Annotated in this window: 14 protein-coding genes and 1 tRNA gene; 8 read left to right on the top strand and 7 right to left on the bottom strand. The window is 72.1% G+C overall.

Annotated elements, in window-relative coordinates; all coding sequences use genetic code 11:
• Positions 1-27: 27 nt before the first annotated feature.
• Entirely contained in the window at positions 28-1,692 is a 1,665-nt protein-coding gene (hutU, locus tag OHU74_RS13915) for a urocanate hydratase (protein WP_371616187.1), read from the bottom strand.
• 104 nt (positions 1,693-1,796) lie between these two features.
• Between hutU and OHU74_RS13920 the strand changes: the two genes are divergently transcribed.
• Complete coding sequence (locus OHU74_RS13920) at positions 1,797-3,227, top strand: diaminopimelate decarboxylase (protein ID WP_371619676.1); 1,431 nt, start codon at positions 1,797-1,799, stop codon at positions 3,225-3,227.
• Between the two features lie 186 nt (positions 3,228-3,413).
• Here the strand turns inward: OHU74_RS13920 and OHU74_RS13925 are convergent, their stop codons facing one another.
• Positions 3,414-3,983 carry a TetR/AcrR family transcriptional regulator gene (locus OHU74_RS13925; RefSeq protein ID WP_371619677.1) on the bottom strand — a complete coding sequence of 190 codons (570 nt, stop codon included), beginning with the start codon at positions 3,981-3,983 and terminating at the stop codon, positions 3,414-3,416.
• 124 nt (positions 3,984-4,107) lie between these two features.
• Between OHU74_RS13925 and OHU74_RS13930 the strand changes: the two genes are divergently transcribed.
• Positions 4,108-5,319: an FAD-dependent oxidoreductase gene (locus OHU74_RS13930; RefSeq protein ID WP_371616188.1), complete on the top strand. Its 1,212-nt coding sequence runs from the start codon at positions 4,108-4,110 to the stop codon at positions 5,317-5,319.
• Between the two features lie 16 nt (positions 5,320-5,335).
• On the opposite strand, the gene OHU74_RS13935 is transcribed toward OHU74_RS13930, so the two are convergent.
• Complete coding sequence (locus tag OHU74_RS13935) at positions 5,336-6,178, bottom strand: MurR/RpiR family transcriptional regulator (protein ID WP_330296711.1); 843 nt, start codon at positions 6,176-6,178, stop codon at positions 5,336-5,338.
• Positions 6,179-6,422: 244 nt separating this feature from the next.
• Between OHU74_RS13935 and OHU74_RS13940 the strand changes: the two genes are divergently transcribed.
• Positions 6,423-7,679: an MFS transporter gene (locus OHU74_RS13940; protein WP_371616189.1), complete on the top strand. Its 1,257-nt coding sequence runs from the start codon at positions 6,423-6,425 to the stop codon at positions 7,677-7,679.
• 67 nt (positions 7,680-7,746) lie between these two features.
• Positions 7,747-8,121, top strand: coding sequence for a hypothetical protein (locus tag OHU74_RS13945; protein WP_371616190.1), 375 nt, complete (start codon positions 7,747-7,749; stop codon positions 8,119-8,121).
• 323 nt (positions 8,122-8,444) lie between these two features.
• On the opposite strand, the gene OHU74_RS13950 is transcribed toward OHU74_RS13945, so the two are convergent.
• Complete coding sequence (locus tag OHU74_RS13950; protein ID WP_330300927.1) at positions 8,445-9,830, bottom strand: cystathionine beta-synthase; 1,386 nt, start codon at positions 9,828-9,830, stop codon at positions 8,445-8,447.
• Between the two features lie 132 nt (positions 9,831-9,962).
• Here OHU74_RS13950 and OHU74_RS13955 point away from each other — a divergent pair, with 132 nt between their 5' ends.
• From OHU74_RS13955 to OHU74_RS13965, 3 genes are all read left to right on the top strand, one after another.
• A complete protein-coding gene (locus OHU74_RS13955) occupies positions 9,963-11,048 on the top strand; it encodes an SGNH/GDSL hydrolase family protein (protein WP_371616191.1) in 1,086 nt (361 codons plus the stop codon).
• Between the two features lie 67 nt (positions 11,049-11,115).
• Positions 11,116-12,336: an acetyl-CoA C-acetyltransferase gene (locus OHU74_RS13960; protein WP_371616192.1), complete on the top strand. Its 1,221-nt coding sequence runs from the start codon at positions 11,116-11,118 to the stop codon at positions 12,334-12,336.
• 406 nt (positions 12,337-12,742) lie between these two features.
• Complete coding sequence (locus OHU74_RS13965) at positions 12,743-13,549, top strand: hypothetical protein (protein ID WP_371616193.1); 807 nt, start codon at positions 12,743-12,745, stop codon at positions 13,547-13,549.
• On the opposite strand, the gene OHU74_RS13970 is transcribed toward OHU74_RS13965, so the two are convergent.
• A complete protein-coding gene (locus OHU74_RS13970) occupies positions 13,533-13,925 on the bottom strand; it encodes a hypothetical protein (RefSeq protein ID WP_371616194.1) in 393 nt (130 codons plus the stop codon). The two genes, OHU74_RS13965 and OHU74_RS13970, sit on opposite strands and share 17 nt — an antisense overlap.
• Positions 13,926-14,025: 100 nt before the next feature.
• Here OHU74_RS13970 and OHU74_RS13975 point away from each other — a divergent pair, with 100 nt between their 5' ends.
• Entirely contained in the window at positions 14,026-14,256 is a 231-nt protein-coding gene (locus OHU74_RS13975; protein ID WP_330296718.1) for a DUF4287 domain-containing protein, read from the top strand.
• 141 nt (positions 14,257-14,397) lie between these two features.
• On the opposite strand, the gene OHU74_RS13980 is transcribed toward OHU74_RS13975, so the two are convergent.
• Both OHU74_RS13980 and OHU74_RS13985 read right to left on the bottom strand, forming a co-directional pair.
• Positions 14,398-15,249 (bottom strand): Bax inhibitor-1/YccA family protein, encoded by an 852-nt coding sequence (locus OHU74_RS13980; RefSeq protein WP_371616195.1) that lies wholly within the window; start codon positions 15,247-15,249, stop codon positions 14,398-14,400.
• Between the two features lie 229 nt (positions 15,250-15,478).
• Positions 15,479-15,560: transfer RNA gene (locus OHU74_RS13985), tRNA-Leu, on the bottom strand.
• Positions 15,561-15,914 lie beyond the last annotated feature (354 nt).

The raw sequence follows: 15,914 nt of genomic DNA on the forward strand, positions 1-15,914 counted from the left end.
ACGAGGCTCCGGCGGCGGCTTCCTGGGTCACGCCTGGTCGCCCTCGCGCATCGGGATGCGGACGCCGCGCTCGTCGGCGACCGTCTCGGCGATGTCGTAGCCGGCGTCGACGTGGCGGATGACGCCCATGCCCGGGTCGTTGGTCAGCACGCGGCGGATCTTCTCGCCCGCGAGCTTGGTGCCGTCGGCGACGGTGACCTGGCCGGCGTGGATCGAGCGGCCCATGCCGACGCCGCCGCCGTGGTGGATGGAGACCCAGGAGGCGCCGGAGGCCACGTTGACCATGGCGTTGAGCAGCGGCCAGTCGGCGATCGCGTCGGAGCCGTCGAGCATGGCCTCGGTCTCGCGGTACGGGGAGGCCACCGAGCCGCAGTCGAGGTGGTCGCGGCCGATGACCAGGGGCGCGGCGAGGGTGCCGTCGGCGACCATCTCGTTGAAGCGCTCGCCGGCCTTGTCGCGCTCGCCGTAGCCCAGCCAGCAGATGCGTGCGGGCAGGCCCTGGAAGTGGACGCGCTCGCCGGCCATCTTGATCCAGCGGTGCAGGGACTCGTTCTCGGGGAAGAGCTCCAGCATCGCCTTGTCGGTCTTGTGGATGTCCGAGGCCTCGCCGGACAGCGCCGCCCAGCGGAAGGGGCCCTTGCCCTCGCAGAACAGCGGGCGGATGTAGGCGGGGACGAAGCCGGGGAAGGCGAACGCCCGCTCGTAGCCCGCGAGCTGGGCCTCGCCGCGGATGGAGTTGCCGTAGTCGAAGACCTCGGCGCCCGCGTCCATGAAGCCGACCATGGCCTCGACGTGCGTGGCCATCGACTCGCGGGCGCGGGTGGTGAACCCGGCCGGGTCCTTGGCCGCGTAGTCCGCCATGTCGTCGAAGTCCACGCCCACCGGCAGGTAGGCCAGCGGGTCGTGGGCGGAGGTCTGGTCGGTGACGATGTCGATCGGCGCGCCCTCGGCCAGCATCTGCGGGAGCAGGTCGGCGGCGTTGCCGAGGAGGCCGATGGAGAGCGGCTTGCGGGCGTCGCGGGCCTCGACGGCGAGCTGCAGCGCGTGGCGCAGGTCGTTCGCCTTGACGTCGAGGTAGCGGTGCTCGATGCGGCGGTCGATGGCGCGCGGGTCGACGTCGATGCAGATCGCGACGCCGTCGTTCATCGTCACGGCCAGCGGCTGGGCGCCGCCCATGCCGCCGAGGCCGGCGGTGAGGGTGATGGTGCCGGCCAGGGTCCCGTTGAACTTCTTGGCCGCGACGGCCGCGAAGGTCTCGTAGGTGCCCTGGAGGATGCCCTGGGTGCCGATGTAGATCCACGAACCGGCCGTCATCTGGCCGTACATGGTCAGGCCCAGGTTCTCCAGGCGGCGGAACTCCTCCCAGTTGGCCCAGTCGCCGACCAGGTTGGAGTTGGCGAGCAGCACGCGCGGCGCCCACTCGTGCGTCTGCATCACGCCGACCGGACGGCCGGACTGGACGAGCATCGTCTCGTCCTGCTTCAGCGTCTGCAGGGTGCGCACCATCGCGTCGTACGAGCGCCAGTCGCGGGCGGCCTTGCCGGTGCCGCCGTAGACGACGAGCTTGTCGGGGTGCTCGGCGACCTCGGGGTCGAGGTTGTTCTGCAGCATCCGCAGTGCGGCCTCCTGCTGCCATCCCAGGGTGCTCAGGTCGGTACCTCGTGCGGCACGTACGGGGCGGGGTCCTGACATGGCGGTGCCTCCTCCGGTGTTGGTCAATCCATTCACATACTCACTCCCTGAATAGATTCAGTCAACAGCTGCGGCCCGCCGCGCCGGGTGATGGGATGAAGAACATGGCCGACGCCCCGCGTACGCACACCACCGAATCGACCTCCTCGACACCGGCCGCGCGACGGAACCTGGCCGTGAAGGCCGCCGTGACACAGGGCCTGATCGGGCCCGACCCGGGCCGGGATCCGGACCCCTCCCTCGTCTGCCTGCTGGACACCGCCGGCATCCGCGCCTCCGCCGCCGCCCTGACGGACGCCTTCGCCGCCGCCGTCGCCCCCGGCACCCCGGTCCTGCACGCCTTCGCCGTCAAAGCCGCCCCGCTCGTCCCCGTCCTGCGGCTGCTCGACGACGCGGGCATCGGCTGCGAGGTCGCCAGCGCCGGCGAACTGGCCCTGGCCCGCGCGGCCGGGGTCGCACCGGAGCGCACCGTCCTCGACTCCCCCGCCAAAACCCCCGCCGAGCTGCGCGAAGCCCTCTCCCTCGGCATCGCCGTCAACGCGGACAACCGCCAGGAGCTGCACCGCCTGGACGCCCTGGTGGCCGCGGCCCCGACCCGCTCCCCCCTCGGGATCCGGATCAACCCGCAGACCGGCGCCGGCGCCATCGACGCCCTCTCCACCGCCACCGCCACCTCGAAGTTCGGCGTCGCCCTGCGCGATCCCGGCGCCCGCGCATGGCTCCTACGGGCCTTCGCGGACCGGCCGTGGCTCACCCGGCTGCACATCCACTCGGGCTCCCAGGGCGTACCCCTAGCCCTGATCGCCGAAGGCGTACGGGAGCTGCACTCCCTGGCCGAGGAGATCAACGCGGCGGCCGGCCGCAAGCAGGTGGACACCCTGGACATCGGCGGGGGCCTGCCGGTCAACTTCGGCTCGGACGAGATCACGCCCACCTACGCCGACTACGTGGACGCCCTGCGCTCCGCCACACCCGGGCTCTTCTCGGGGGCGTACGGGCTGGTCACGGAGTTCGGGCGGTCCCTGGTGGCGAAGCACGGGCTGGTGCTGTCGCGCGTGGAGTACACCAAGACCACCGGCGGCCGCGCGATCGCCCTGACCCACGCGGGGGTCCAGCTGGCCACCCGTACGGTCTACGCCCCGGCGGCCTGGCCGCTGCGGATCCTGCCCTACGACGCCAAGGGCGCCCCCCTGACGGGACCGCCGGTCCCCCAGGACATCGCCGGACCCGCCTGCTTCGCGGGCGACCTCCTGGCCACGGCCCGGGAGCTCCCGCTGCTGTCCCCCGGGGACCTGATCGCCATCCCCGACACGGGTGCGTACGCCTTCACGGCGCACTACGGCTACAACAGCCTGCCGCGGCCGGCGGTCTATGGATTCACGGTGGCGGAGCCGGGTCCGGAGCCGGACCGCTGCTCGGAGCCGGGCCGTCGCTCGGAGCCGGGCCTCGTCCACTTCGTGCCGGTGCGGGCTGCGCAGCCGCTGTCGGCGATCGCCGCCGAGGCGGGTGCGGCCGCGCCGGATGCCCTGCTCTGACCCCGGGGCGCCGTCGCCGTCTGCCGCTGCGCGGGGCCGGGGATGCGGGCCTTCCGCTGCGCGGGGCATGTCCCCTACCCGCCCTTCCGCCGTTCCCCGGGCGCTGCCCGGACCCGGTCCTCAAACGCCGGACGGGCTGAAATGTGCCGCGCAGCGGCACATCCAGTCCCGCCGGCGATCGAGGCGTCAAGGCGACAGCGTCGCCTCAAGGGCCGGGGACAGGCCCGCCACCACCTCGTCCGGGGTCAGGGAGGTGACGCCCGGGAGGCGCAGCAGGTAGCGGGCCAGCGCCAGGCCCAGCAGCTGCGCCGCGACCAGGCCCGCCGCCCGCCGGGCCCGTTCCGGGCCCAGTGCCGCGGCCAGCGCGGGGGCGACCTGGGTCGCGAACACCTCCCGCATCCGGGCCGCCGCCGCCTCGTTGGTCACCGCGGAGCGCAGCAGCACCAGCAGGGCGTCGTCCGCCGGATCGCCCTCCCACCGGTCCACGAAGTGCCGTAGGACCACTGCCGCCAGTTCCCCCGGCGGGACCGCCGACAGGTCCGGCAGCCGCAGGTCCACCGCCAGCGCGGCGTCGAAGAGCTTCTCCTTGTTCCCGAAGTACCGCATCACCATCGACGGGTCGATCGCCGCGTCCGCCGCGACCGCGCGGATGGTCGTCCGTTCGTACCCGTGCGCGGCGAACCGCTCCCGCGCGGCCCGCAGGATCGCCGCCTTGGTCTGCGCGCCCCGGCCCTCCGCCTCTTGAGCCTCTTGCATCATGCCGACAAAGGTAGGCCAACACTTGTGGGCCAACAACCGTTGACACACCGGCGCCGGTCGCCGCATCATCAAGTCAACGGTTGTTGGCCAACGAACGTTGGCATCCCGCAGGAGGCCCAGAATGCCCGGAACGCTCCCCGCCGCACTCCCCGCCACCACCCACGTCGCGATCATCGGCGCCGGCCCCACCGGCCTCGCCCTCGCCGTGACCCTCGCCGAGGCCGGCGTCGACTTCGTGCTCCTCGACCGGCAGGCCGAGGGCGCCAACACCTCCCGCGCCGCCGTGGTCCACGCCCGCACCCTGGAGGTCCTCGACGAGATCGACCCGACCGGGTCCCTGAGCGCCGAGCTGGTCGGCCGCGGCATCCCCGTCACCCGGTTCCGGATCCGCGACGGTGCCCGGCCCCTCGCCGCCATCACCTTCGACGGCCTGCCCACGGCCCACTCGTACGCACTGATGGTCCCCCAGGACCGGACCGAGGCCGTGCTCCTGGAGCGCCTGCGCTCCCTGGGCGGCGAGGTCCACCGCCCGTACGAGGTCACCGGCGTCCGCCAGGACGAGGACGGCGAGGGGGTCACCCTCACCACCGCCACCGGCGAGACCCTGCGCGCCTCCTACGCCGTCGGCGCGGACGGCATGCACAGCACGGTCCGCGAGGCCGCCGGGATCGGGTTCACCGGCAGCTCCTACGGGGAGTCCTTCGTCCTCGCCGACGTGGTGATGGACTGGGCCCCGGGCCCCGGCGAGGTCTCCCTCGTCTTCGCCCCGGCCGGTCCCACCGTGGTCGCCCCGCTGCCCGGTGAGGCATCCGCCGCCGGGGCCCCGGGGGCGGGGCGCTACCGCGTCGTCGCCACCGTCTCCGACGCCCCCGCCGAACCCGACCTCGCCTTCGTCCAGGCCCTGCTGGACGCCCGCGCCCCCGGCCAGGCCACCGTCACCGGACTCGTCTGGTCCTCGCGGTTCCGGATCCACCACCGGGTCGCCGACCGCTATCGCTCGGGCCGCCTGCTGCTCGCCGGAGACGCCGCGCACGTGCACAGCCCGGCCGGCGGCCAGGGCATGAACACCGGTATCCAGGACGGCCACGCACTCGGCCGCGCACTCGCCCGCGCACTCGCCTCCGGGAACCCGGGCGACCTCGACGCGTACGGGGCCACCCGCCGGCCCGTCGCCCTGCGCGTGGTGGCGCTGACCGACCGGATGACCCGTGTCGCCCACCTGCGCAACCCGGCCCTGCGCGCCGTGCGCAACACCCTGCTCCCGCTCTTCGCCCGCGTCCCGGCGCTCCGCAAGCGCCTCGCCACCGAGCTGGCCGAGCTCAACTACCGGTGAGGGGCGATCGGGGCCGCTACTCCACGAACAGGCCCCGCGCCGCGGCCCTCGCGTCGAAGGCCTCCAGCCGGGCCTGCGCGTCCGGCAGTGCGTCGGCCATCGCCTCCAGCAGCACCCGCCCCAGCAGCATCGGTGCGCAGGCGGTGTCGAAGGCCAGCCCGGTCCCCACCGGCGCCGGGATCAGCAGGTCCGAATGCCTGGCCACCGGGGCGAAGGCCGAATCGGCCACCGTCACCACGGTCAGCCCGGCCGCCCGCCCGTGGTCCAGCGCCTCCGCGACCTCCTTGGGGTGGCGGGGCAGCGCGAAGCACAGGAGGGCCGAGGCCCCGGCGGCGCGGGCCGCGTCGATCCGGTCGGCGAGCATGGAGCCGCCCTCGTCGAGCAGCCGGACGTCCGGATGGACCTTCGCGGCGAAGTACGCGAACCCGCGCGCCTGCGAGGACGCCGCCCGCAGCCCCAGTACGGGCAGCGGGCTGGACGCGGCGAGCAGCCGCCCGGCCTCCTGGACCGGCGCCGGGTCGGCGAGCATCGCCGACAGCTGCCGCAGGTTCTCGATCTCGCCCTGGACGGCCTGCTGGTACTCGTTGTACGCGTCCTCGGGCCCGCCCCCGGCCCGCCCCGCGGGGGCCACCTCCCGCAGGTGCTTGCGCAGCGCGGGGTAGCCGTCGAAACCCAGGGCCACCGCGAACCGGGTCACCGACGGCTGGCTCACGCCGGCCAGCTCGGCGAGCTCCACGCTCGACAGGAACGGCACCTCCGCGGCCCCGCGCACCATGCAGTGCGCGATGCGCCGCTGGGTCGGCGTCAGCCGGTGCCCCTCGAACAGCTTCTGCAGCCGTGCTGCAGGGCTCTCACTCATCCCGTTCCCCTCCGTCCCGTACGTCCCCGGTGAGATATTCAGTCACGGAGCACTCTGCATGCGCTTATGCAGGACGGCAACCCGCGCCCGCGATCCGAGACCCCGGGGGCGCCCCCGGGACCGAGATCAAATCGCTTGACCGGCCGTCGCGCGCGGCCATAGTTCTTCAGGAGCCGGCGGGGGCGGTGCGCACGAGGTCCCGTTCGGTCAACAGCCCACCGATCCGACCGAATTGGCTGCCTCCATGGTCTCGTCCGTCTCCGCTCCACCCGCCCCCCGCACCCGCCTGTGGACCAGGAACTTCGGCCTCTACTTCACCGCCCGCATCGTGTCCATGGCGGGAGACACGATGATGCCCGTCGCCATGGCCGTCGCCATGCTCTCGCTCGGCTACGGAGTCAGCGGCCTCGGGTACGTGCTCGGCACGTGGATGGGGGCCTTCGCGCTCTTCGTCGTCTTCGGCGGGGTGTTCGCGGACCGGTTCCACCCCAAGCCGCAGATGATCGGCGCGGACGCGGCCCGCTTCCTGATCCAGGGCTCGTTCGCCGTGTACCTCTGGCTCGGCCACCCCTCCCTGTGGTTCGTCATCGGCGGCTCGGCGCTCGGCGGGATCGCGACCGCGATGTTCCAGCCGGGGGTCAACGGCCTGGTCCCCCAGGTCGCCGCCGATCCGCAGAAGGCCAACGGGGTGCTGCGGGTCAGCGAGGGGATGTCCACGATGGCCGGGCCGGCGCTCGCCGGAATCCTCGTCTCGGTCACCTCGACGGCCTGGGTGTTCGCGGTCGACGCGGCCACCTTCGCGGTCAGCGGGCTGTGCCTGCTGGCGCTGCGGCTGCCGCCCTTCAAAGTGGACCGGTCGGCCTCCACCCTGGAGAACCTGCGGACCGGCTGGGTGGAGTTCCGCTCCCGGTCCTGGCTGTGGGCGGTCATCCTGATCTGGTGGGTGCTCGGGGTGTTCGTGTGGGGCCCGCTCACCCCGCTCGGCGCGGCCTCCGTCATCGGTGAGCACGGCAAGGCGGCCTTCGGGTACGCGGAGGGCGCGTTCGGGGCCGGCTGCATGCTCGGCGGGCTCGTGGCGATCCGTCTCCGGCCGGCCCGGCCGCTGTTCGGCGGCGGGATCGCGATGTGCCTCTTCCCGATGATGCCCCTGGCGGCGGCGCTGGTGCCCTCGCTGCCGGTGCTCATGCTCATGTACGCGGTGAGCGGCCTGGGCTGGGCGTTCTGGGGGGTGCAGTGGGCCACCACCGTGCAGACACAGATACCCGAGGACCGACTGAACCGGGTGACCGCGTACGAGATCGCCGGCTCGATCCTCGCCGTCCCCCTCGGCCAGGTCCTCGCGGGGCCCGCGGCGCAGCTGTTCGGCCTCCACCGGTTCCTGCTGGCCGGTTCGGTGATCGGCCTCGGCTGCGCGTTCGCGCTGCTCCTGGTCCGCCCGGTGCGCGGCCTGCGGCGGGCGGAGCGGCCGACCGGCGACCTGGCCGACCGGCTGACCGGCTGACCGGCTGATCCGAATACGGGGGTTAGCCCCAGTGCCCGTACGGGGTGGTGGTTCCTACCGTGGGGGCATGGAGTCCCAGGAGTTGAAGAAGGAACTCGCCGCCACCTTGGACGCCCGGCGTGAGCTGGGGCCCGAGTACGAGGCCGCGCTGGTGGATTCGTTCGTCGAGAAGGTCGACACCCAGGTCCGGCGGCGGCTGGCGGAGGACCGTCTGGCCGCTGCCCGAGGTCCCCGGCCCCCGGCGGAATCGCCGGCGGGCAATTTCGGGGAGCGCTTCGGGTTCGCGATCGTCACCCTGGTGCTGGCGATCCCGCTCTCGGCGATCGGCGCGGCCCAGGCCCACCTGCCCGGCCTGATCGTGGCCTGGCTCGGCATCGTGGGCGTCAACTTCGTCCACGCGTCGAAGTCCCTGCGGCGGCGCGGGCCGGACCCGCAGGACTGAATCGCGGGCCGGACCCGCGGAGGTTTTGGCGCGGGGACCGCCGCACCCCGGTTGCCCGGGGGCGGGACGACGGCGGTCCCCGCGAGGGACACGGGCCGGGTCAGGGCCGTCCGCGCGTCCGTGGCGTCCACGCGGTCCGGGAGCCGCTCCGGAAGTGCGTCAACGCCGTTCGTGGCGCCGGCCGGGTCCCGGCTCCCCGGGCTTCCCTGCCGACAACCACCACTGTGCCCCAGCCGTGTTAAGCCGGTGCTGCCGCGACGTGACGGGCCCGTACCGATTGCGCGTCGGCCGGGGCACGGGCCCGGCCCCCGTACCGCTTCGCGCTACTTCGCGGACTTCGCGAGGAACGCCAGCAGGTCCTGACGGCTCACCACACCGGTCGGCTTGCCTTCGACCAGCACGATCGCCGCGTCGGCCTCGCCGAGGACCGCCATCAGCTCGGAGACCGGCTCGCCGGATCCGACCTGCGGGAGCGGGGCGGACATGTGCTTCTCCAGGGGGTCGCCGAGGGAGGCGCGCTGGGCGAACAGCGCCGCCAGCAGCTCCTTCTCGACCACCGAGCCGATGACCTCGGCCGCCATCACGTCGGGGTGACCGGCGCCCGGCTTGACGATCGGCATCTGCGAGACGCCGTACTCGCGCAGCACCTCGATGGCCTCGCCGACGGTCTCCTCGGGGTGCATGTGGACGAGGGAGGGGATGCCGCCCTCCTTGTCCGCCAGCACGTCCCGGATGCGGGCCGAGGGGCCGGCGTCCTCCAGGAAGCCGTGTCCGGCCATCCACTCGTCGTTGAAGATCTTGCTGATGTAGCCGCGCCCGCTGTCCGGGAGCAGGACGACGACCACGTCGTCCGGGCCGAGGCCCTCCGCCGCGCGCAGCGCCGCGACGACCGCCATGCCGCAGGAGCCGCCGACGAGGAGGCCCTCCTCCTTGGCCAGGCGGCGGGTCATCTGGAAGGAGTCCTTGTCGGACACCGCGATGATCTCGTCCGTGACGTTGCGGTCGTAGGCGGTCGGCCAGAAGTCCTCGCCGACGCCCTCGACGAGGTACGGGCGGCCCGAGCCGCCGGAGTAGACCGAGCCCTCGGGGTCGGCGCCGATGACCTTGACCTTGCCGCCGGACACCTCCTTGAGGTACCCGCCGGTGCCGGAGATCGTGCCGCCCGTGCCGACACCGGCCACGAAGTGGGTGATCTTCCCGTCCGTCTGCTCCCACAGCTCGGGACCGGTGGTCTCGTAGTGGGAACGCGGGTTGTTCGGGTTGCTGTACTGGTCGGGCTTCCAGGCGCCGGGCGTCTCGCGCACGAGGCGGTCGGAAACGTTGTAGTACGAGTCCGGGTGGTCGGGATCCACCGCCGTCGGGCAGACCACTACGTCGGCGCCGTAGGCCCGCATGACGTTGATCTTGTCCGCGGACACCTTGTCGGGGCAGACGAAGATGCAGTGGTAACCCTTCTGCTGGGCCACGATGGCGAGTCCTACACCCGTGTTGCCGCTCGTCGGCTCCACGATGGTGCCGCCGGGCTTGAGTGCTCCGCTCTGCTCGGCGGCTTCGATCATCCTGACGGCGATCCGGTCCTTCACGGATCCGCCGGGATTGAAGTACTCGACCTTGGCAAGGACGGTGGCCTGCAGGCCTTCGGTCACACGGTTGAGCTTCACCAGCGGGGTGTTGCCGACGAGGCTGATCATCGAGTCGTGGAATTGCACCATGTTCTCCAAGGAGGGGACTCCACGGGTTCTCCGGGAGGCTCGGCCAGAGTATGCGGAAAGGGATTGGCCGACCTCGCGTACGGGGCAGGTAGGTCAAACAGGACCGGGTGCCGAGGAGGTGGCCTGAGGGTGTCTAGGGCGAGGACGGCCCGCCGGATCGCGGCGGGCGCGGCGTACGGCGGTGGCGGGCTCGGGCTCGTCGGGGTCGCCGCGGTGGGTCTGGTCGTGGCGGAGGTGCAGTTCGCGAAGCGGACGGTCGGCACCGGGCTGCCGGATCCGCCGCGCGCGGACGGGCTGTACGGGGGCGAGTTCGGCGGTCCCGAGATGAGTCCGGGGCCGCTGCGGCTCGGCATCCTGGGCGATTCCACGGCCGCCGGGCTGGGCGTGCGGCGGGCGAGACAGACTCCGGGCGCGCTGCTGGCCTCGGGGCTGGCCGCGGTGGCCGAGCGGCCGGTGGAGCTGCGCAACGTGGCCCTGTCCGGCGCCATGTCCGACGACCTGGACCGGCAGGTGGGGCTGCTGCTCGACGGCGACGGGCCGGCCCCCGACGTGTGCGTGATCATCATCGGCGCCAACGACGTGACCCGGCGGATGCCCCCGACCCAGTCGGTGCGGCTGCTGACCTCGGCCGTCCGCCGGCTGCGGCTCGCGGGCTCCGAGGTCGTCGTCGGCACCTGTCCGGACCTGGGCACCATCGAGCCCGTCTACCAGCCGCTGCGGTGGCTGGCCCGCCGGGTCTCGCGCCAGCTGGCCGCCGCCCAGACGATCGGGGTGCTCGCGCTGGGCGCCCGTACCGTCTCGATGGGCGACCTGATGGGCGCGGAGTTCGCGGCGAACCCGCGCGAGATGTTCGGACCGGACTCCTACCACCCGTCGGCGGAGGGGTACGCGACCGCCGCGATGGCCGTGCTGCCCACCCTGTGCGCGGCGCTGGGCGTCTGGCCCGAGTCGGACCGCCTGGACGTGTCGCGCAACGAGGACATGCTCCCGGTGGCCAAGGCCGCCTCGGCGGCGGCGGGACTGGCCGGTACGGAGGTCACGGCGGCCCGCGGGCCCTGGGTCCTGCTCAAGTACCGGCGCAGGCGGCAGGTGCCCGGCGAGGACCTCGCGGAGCGCAGCGGGCAGCGGGCGGGGCACGGAGCGCAGACTGGAGGGGCGGGCGAGGCGGCCGGGGGCGCGGCCAGAGCGACCGGAGTCACATCGAAAGGGCAGTGACCTCGACGGTACGGGGCGGTAACTTCGCATGCGGTCCCGGTACGACACCACCTCCCTTGGAGCCCCGATGCCCGAAGCAGTCATCGTTTCCACCGCCCGGTCGCCGATCGGCCGTGCCTTCAAGGGATCCCTCAAGGACATCCGCCCGGACGATCTGACGGCCACGATCATCCAGGCCGCCCTCGCCAAGATCCCCGAGCTGGACCCGCGCCAGATCGACGACCTGATGCTGGGCTGCGGCCTCCCGGGCGGCGAGCAGGGGCACAACCTGGGCCGCATCGTCGCCGTGCAGATGGGCATGGACCACCTGCCGGCCACCACGATCACCCGCTACTGCGCCTCCTCGCTCCAGACCTCCCGGATGGCGCTGCACGCCATCAAGGCGGGCGAGGGCGACGTCTTCATCTCCGCGGGCGTCGAGATGGTCTCCCGGTCCGTGAACGGCTCCTCCGACGGCATCCCCGGCACCCACAACCCGCTCTTCGCCGACTCCGAGGCCCGCACCAAGCAGGTCGCCGAGTCCACCGGCTCCTCCTGGCACGACCCGCGCGAGGACGGCCTGGTCCCCGACGCGTACATCGCGATGGGGCAGACCGCCGAGAACCTGGCCCGCCTCAAGGGCGTGACCCGCCAGGACATGGACGAATTCGGCGTCCGCTCGCAGAACCTGGCCGAGGAAGCCATCAAGAACGGCTTCTGGGCCCGCGAGATCACCCCGGTCACCACCCCGGACGGCACGGTCGTCTCCACCGACGACGGCCCGCGCGCCGGGGTCACGCTGGAGGGCGTCCAGGGCCTCAAGCCCGTCTTCCGCCCCGACGGCCTGGTCACGGCCGGCAACTGCTGCCCGCTGAACGACGGCGCCGCCGCTCTGGTCGTCATGAGCGACACCAAGGCCCGCGAGCTGGGCCTGACCCCGCTGGCCCGGATCGTCTCCACCGGTGTCACCGGCCTCTCCCCCGAGATCATGGGCCTGGGCCCGGTCGAGGCCTCCCGGCAGGCGCTGAAGCGGGCGGGCCTGAGCGTCGGCGACATCGACCTGTTCGAGATCAACGAGGCCTTCGCGGCCCAGGTCATCCCGTCCTACCGGGACCTGGAGATCCCGCTGGAGAAGGTGAACGTCAACGGCGGGGCCATCGCCGTGGGTCACCCCTTCGGGATGACCGGTGCGCGCATCACCGGCACGCTGATCAACAGCCTGCAGTTCCACGACAAGCAGTTCGGCCTCGAGACCATGTGCGTCGGCGGCGGGCAGGGCATGGCCATGGTCATCGAGCGGCTGAGCTGAGCCGCAGCGGCGGGTAGGGGTCGTCCTGAGGAACGAAGGACGGCACCTGCCCGCCGCGGAGGCGAAGTTCAGCGCGACCAAGGAAGAAGAGCGTTTGAGCTAGCCGCAGCGGCTGGGATCAAGGTTCGATGCCAGACGCCGTACGGGATCCGCTTGATCCCATACGCCGTACTGACGCCGAATCTAATCCTGTCGCGGCCATTCTGTGACCAAATGTCCCCCAGGATGTGACCTTAGTCCTGGGGGATCATTGTTTTCGCAGGTCAGGGCAGGTTCCCCGAGGTACGCAGGGACGAAAGACCTGTCCAATTCATGACGTAATGCACTGCCAGCCATTCCCAGGTCAGGCCAAGCTGATGTAGGAAGTCGGGGGATCGAATCAATCAGGAGTTAGTCAGTGAGCGCCATGTCTCTTGCCCTACTGCTGACCACGGCCGCTGCCACGGCCGTCGGCGCTGCTGCGCTGCACGCCGTCCACGGCCTGCGCAAGCAGGTCACGGCCCTGCGCGGTGAGCTGGTGGTCTCGGCCCACCCCCGCGGTGCCACCGTCCCGCACGCCCGCAGCGCCGTGGAGTCCCCCGCAGCCGAGATACGAGCCGCCGTGGCCGAGGCCCTTGCCGAGGAGCGCGAGCGCGAGCTCGCCGAGGCACGCGCCTTCTGGGCCGCCCAGGAGGCCCGCGACGCGGCCGACGCGCCCTCCCTGCTGGGCGGGCTGAGCGGCCTCGGCGACGACAGCCCGGTCTTCCTGCCCCGGCAGGTGGACATGGTCGGGCTGGAGCCGCTCCTCGGCGAGGACCTCGTGGAGGAGTACCCGGAGGACTCGGCCGAGCTGGCCGCCGCCCGCCGGCGCCACCCCTCGCACCCCGACTTCGTACCGGTCCAGGCCTCGCACCCCGGCGCCGACCACGAGCGCACCGTCAGCCGCCTGGAGGAGCTCGCGGAGGCCCGTACGGCCCTCGCGGACGTCCGTCCCGGCCCGCTGGGCACGCTGGACGTGTACGTCTTCACCGACGGCACCACGCTCTGCATGACTCCGGGACACCGCGAGACCGCGGAGCGCCTGGCCGACGCCCTGCGCTCGGGCAGCGCCCCGGTCCTGCTGGGCGGTTCGGGCATCTCCGGCGCCTACGCCCTGACCTTCTCCTGCGGTGACGCCGAGGACCCGGACAGCAACGTCTACATCCTCGCGGACCGCGTCATCGCATCGCTCTGACTTCCGCCTGCTCCACCAGCCGCACGGCCTCGTCCAGCATCAGCATCACGGACGGGGCCTTCGCGCCGTCCGGGCCCGTTACGGCGCCCACGGCTCCCACGGCGCGCAGCGCCTCGGCGAGGTCCACTCCGGCCACGGCCACCTGATCGCCGACGACGAACATCCCGGCGTCCGGCATCCTGCGCGCCGGAGCCGCCCCCGTGCCGTCCCCGCCGCCCGCGGCGGCGTGCTCCAGCCGCTGCGCCCGTACGGAGAGCTCCCGGGCCAGTTCCAGCGCCGCCTCGGCGGCGCCCTGCCGCAGCCGGCTCTGCGGCGCGGCCCGGAGCCGGTCGGCGAAGCGTTCCACTGCGGCGGTCAGGGGTGAGGTATCGAGCACCCGGCCGACCTTACGCGCCGCCCCGGCACCATTGCCAACGGGCGAACTCTCCGGCACGGTGGCGTGAAGAGAGCAGACGGCGATACCTCCGGAGGCGCCCATGTCCGTAGAGTTCTCCGAGCAGACACACCGCAACATGATCGACAGAATTCCCGAGACCACCGGTCGTGAACTCTCCGACTGGCTCCGTACCGTGGACGAGGGCCCCTCCCTCATCCGGTTCGAGGAGAAGGTCAGCTGGCTGCGCGGCGCGCACGAACTCTCGTACGGCCAGGCCAAAGCGATCATCCACGAGTACGACCTGCGCAGGGCCGCCCGCAAGTTCGGCTGAGCGAGCCCCTGCCCCCTGTCCGAGTCCCCCTCCGACATCTGACATCCAACACCTGACATCCGACCCCCGACATGCGGGAAGGCCCCGCGAGCGTGTGCTCGCGGGGCCTTCCTCAGGTCGATCACCCCATGGGCAGCGGTGTCAGTCGCCCTTGAGGATGGAGATCAGGCGCAGCATCTCCATGTAGATCCACACCAGGGTCATGGTGAGGCCGAAGGCCGCCAGCCAGGACTCCTCGCGCGGGGCGCCGTAGGTCACGCCGTCCTCGACCTGCTTGAAGTCCAGGGCGAGGAAGCAGGCACCGAGGATGATGCCGATGACACCGAAGACGATGCCGAGGCCGCCGCTGCGGAAGCCGAGGCCGTCGCCGCCACCGAAGATCGAGAACAGCAGGTTGACCGCCATCAGGAGCATGAAGCCCATGGCGGCGGCCATCACGAAGCCGTAGAAGCGGCGGTTGACGTTGATCCAGCGCATCTTGTAGGCGATCAGCACGCCGGCGAAGACGCACATCGTGCCCATGACGGCCTGGATGACCGTGCCCGGGCTGATGTAGGTGCTGGTGGCCGAGCTGATGACGCCGAGGAAGACACCCTCGAACGCCGCGTAGGCCAGGATCAGCGCCGGGACGGGCTTGCTCTTGAACGACTGGATCATCGCGAAGACGAACGCGATGAGCGCGGCGCCGATGGCGATGCCGTACGAGGTCTTCAGGTTGGCCTGGTCGACGGGCAGCGCGATCCAGGAGATGACCGCCGTCAGGATGACCGTGCCGAGCGTCATGGCCGTACGGCTCACGACGTCGTCGATGGTCATCGCGTTTCCGCGGACCGGCGCCTGCGGCATACCCGTGGACGGGTCGGTCGCGTAAGGGTTGGTCGCGTACGGGTTGGTCGTGGTCCCGGCCTGGGGCTGCTGCGTGCCGAAGCCCGCATAAGCACCGTTGTCGCGGCTGAACCCCCGTCGCGAGAAGACCGGGTTGCTGCTCCTCATCTCACTCCTCCGTGGCCACCGTGCGCGGCCTCGGTCTCAAGAGTAATGCGGTCGCAAAGGAATCGCCCTACTGCTCTGGGAGGATTTTCCGGGATGCCCTCGTCACGGGCCCGGGAAGCGGAAGTGAGGGGCCCGGCCCCGGCGAACCCGGGGAGACCCCGGGAAGCAGAACGGCGGGGGCCATCGGGCGCCCCCGCCGTCGCGCGTCCGCACCGCGCGAACGTCCTCGTGCCCGAAGCCGGACTTGAACCGGCACGACCCGAAGGTCAGCGAGGTTTAAGCTCGCCGTGTCTGCATTCCACCATCCGGGCAGGGCGTAGCGGCCCCCTGGGATAAGCCCTGAAACCCTGGGGCGAGTCTATCCGGAGGGCGTACGCCCCCACCTGGGCATCTAGCCGATGTTGTCTGATTTTATTGGTGATTGATGGGGCGTCAGGGCACAGAACGCACGGTCGGCCCCTTCCCGCATCGATCATGCGCGCCGTGGGATTGACGGAATTTCGACGGCCCGCGCCACCCCGCGCGCCACCCCCTCGCCCGCGGCCGCCGCCGGACCCCTCCCCCCGACTCCGGGCAACCGGCCGTCATACCAGAGGAGGAGACCGGACCCCGCGCGGTCAGACTCCAGTGGCCCGCAGAACGGGCACCACGGCTGATCCGGAACG

The sequence above is a fragment of the Streptomyces sp. NBC_00454 genome, assembly GCF_041434015.1.
In the GTDB taxonomy this organism is placed as follows: Bacteria; Actinomycetota; Actinomycetes; order Streptomycetales; family Streptomycetaceae; genus Streptomyces.

Bases quoted from the DNA above. Each gene is read 5' to 3' on its own strand.
- hutU (WP_371616187.1), bottom strand. From the start codon at position 1,692: ATGTCAGGACCCCGCCCCGTACGTGCCGCACGAGGTACCGACCTGAGC.
- OHU74_RS13935 (WP_330296711.1), bottom strand. From the start codon at position 6,178: ATGAGTGAGAGCCCTGCAGCACGGCTGCAGAAGCTGTTCGAGGGGCAC.
- OHU74_RS13960 (WP_371616192.1), top strand. From the start codon at position 11,116: ATGCCCGAAGCAGTCATCGTTTCCACCGCCCGGTCGCCGATCGGCCGT.
- OHU74_RS13925 (WP_371619677.1), bottom strand. From the start codon at position 3,983: ATGCAAGAGGCTCAAGAGGCGGAGGGCCGGGGCGCGCAGACCAAGGCG.
- OHU74_RS13945 (WP_371616190.1), top strand. From the start codon at position 7,747: ATGGAGTCCCAGGAGTTGAAGAAGGAACTCGCCGCCACCTTGGACGCC.
- OHU74_RS13975 (WP_330296718.1), top strand. From the start codon at position 14,026: ATGTCCGTAGAGTTCTCCGAGCAGACACACCGCAACATGATCGACAGA.
- OHU74_RS13920 (WP_371619676.1), top strand. From the start codon at position 1,797: ATGGCCGACGCCCCGCGTACGCACACCACCGAATCGACCTCCTCGACA.
- OHU74_RS13930 (WP_371616188.1), top strand. From the start codon at position 4,108: ATGCCCGGAACGCTCCCCGCCGCACTCCCCGCCACCACCCACGTCGCG.
- OHU74_RS13965 (WP_371616193.1), top strand. From the start codon at position 12,743: ATGTCTCTTGCCCTACTGCTGACCACGGCCGCTGCCACGGCCGTCGGC.
- OHU74_RS13980 (WP_371616195.1), bottom strand. From the start codon at position 15,249: ATGAGGAGCAGCAACCCGGTCTTCTCGCGACGGGGGTTCAGCCGCGAC.
- OHU74_RS13940 (WP_371616189.1), top strand. From the start codon at position 6,423: ATGGTCTCGTCCGTCTCCGCTCCACCCGCCCCCCGCACCCGCCTGTGG.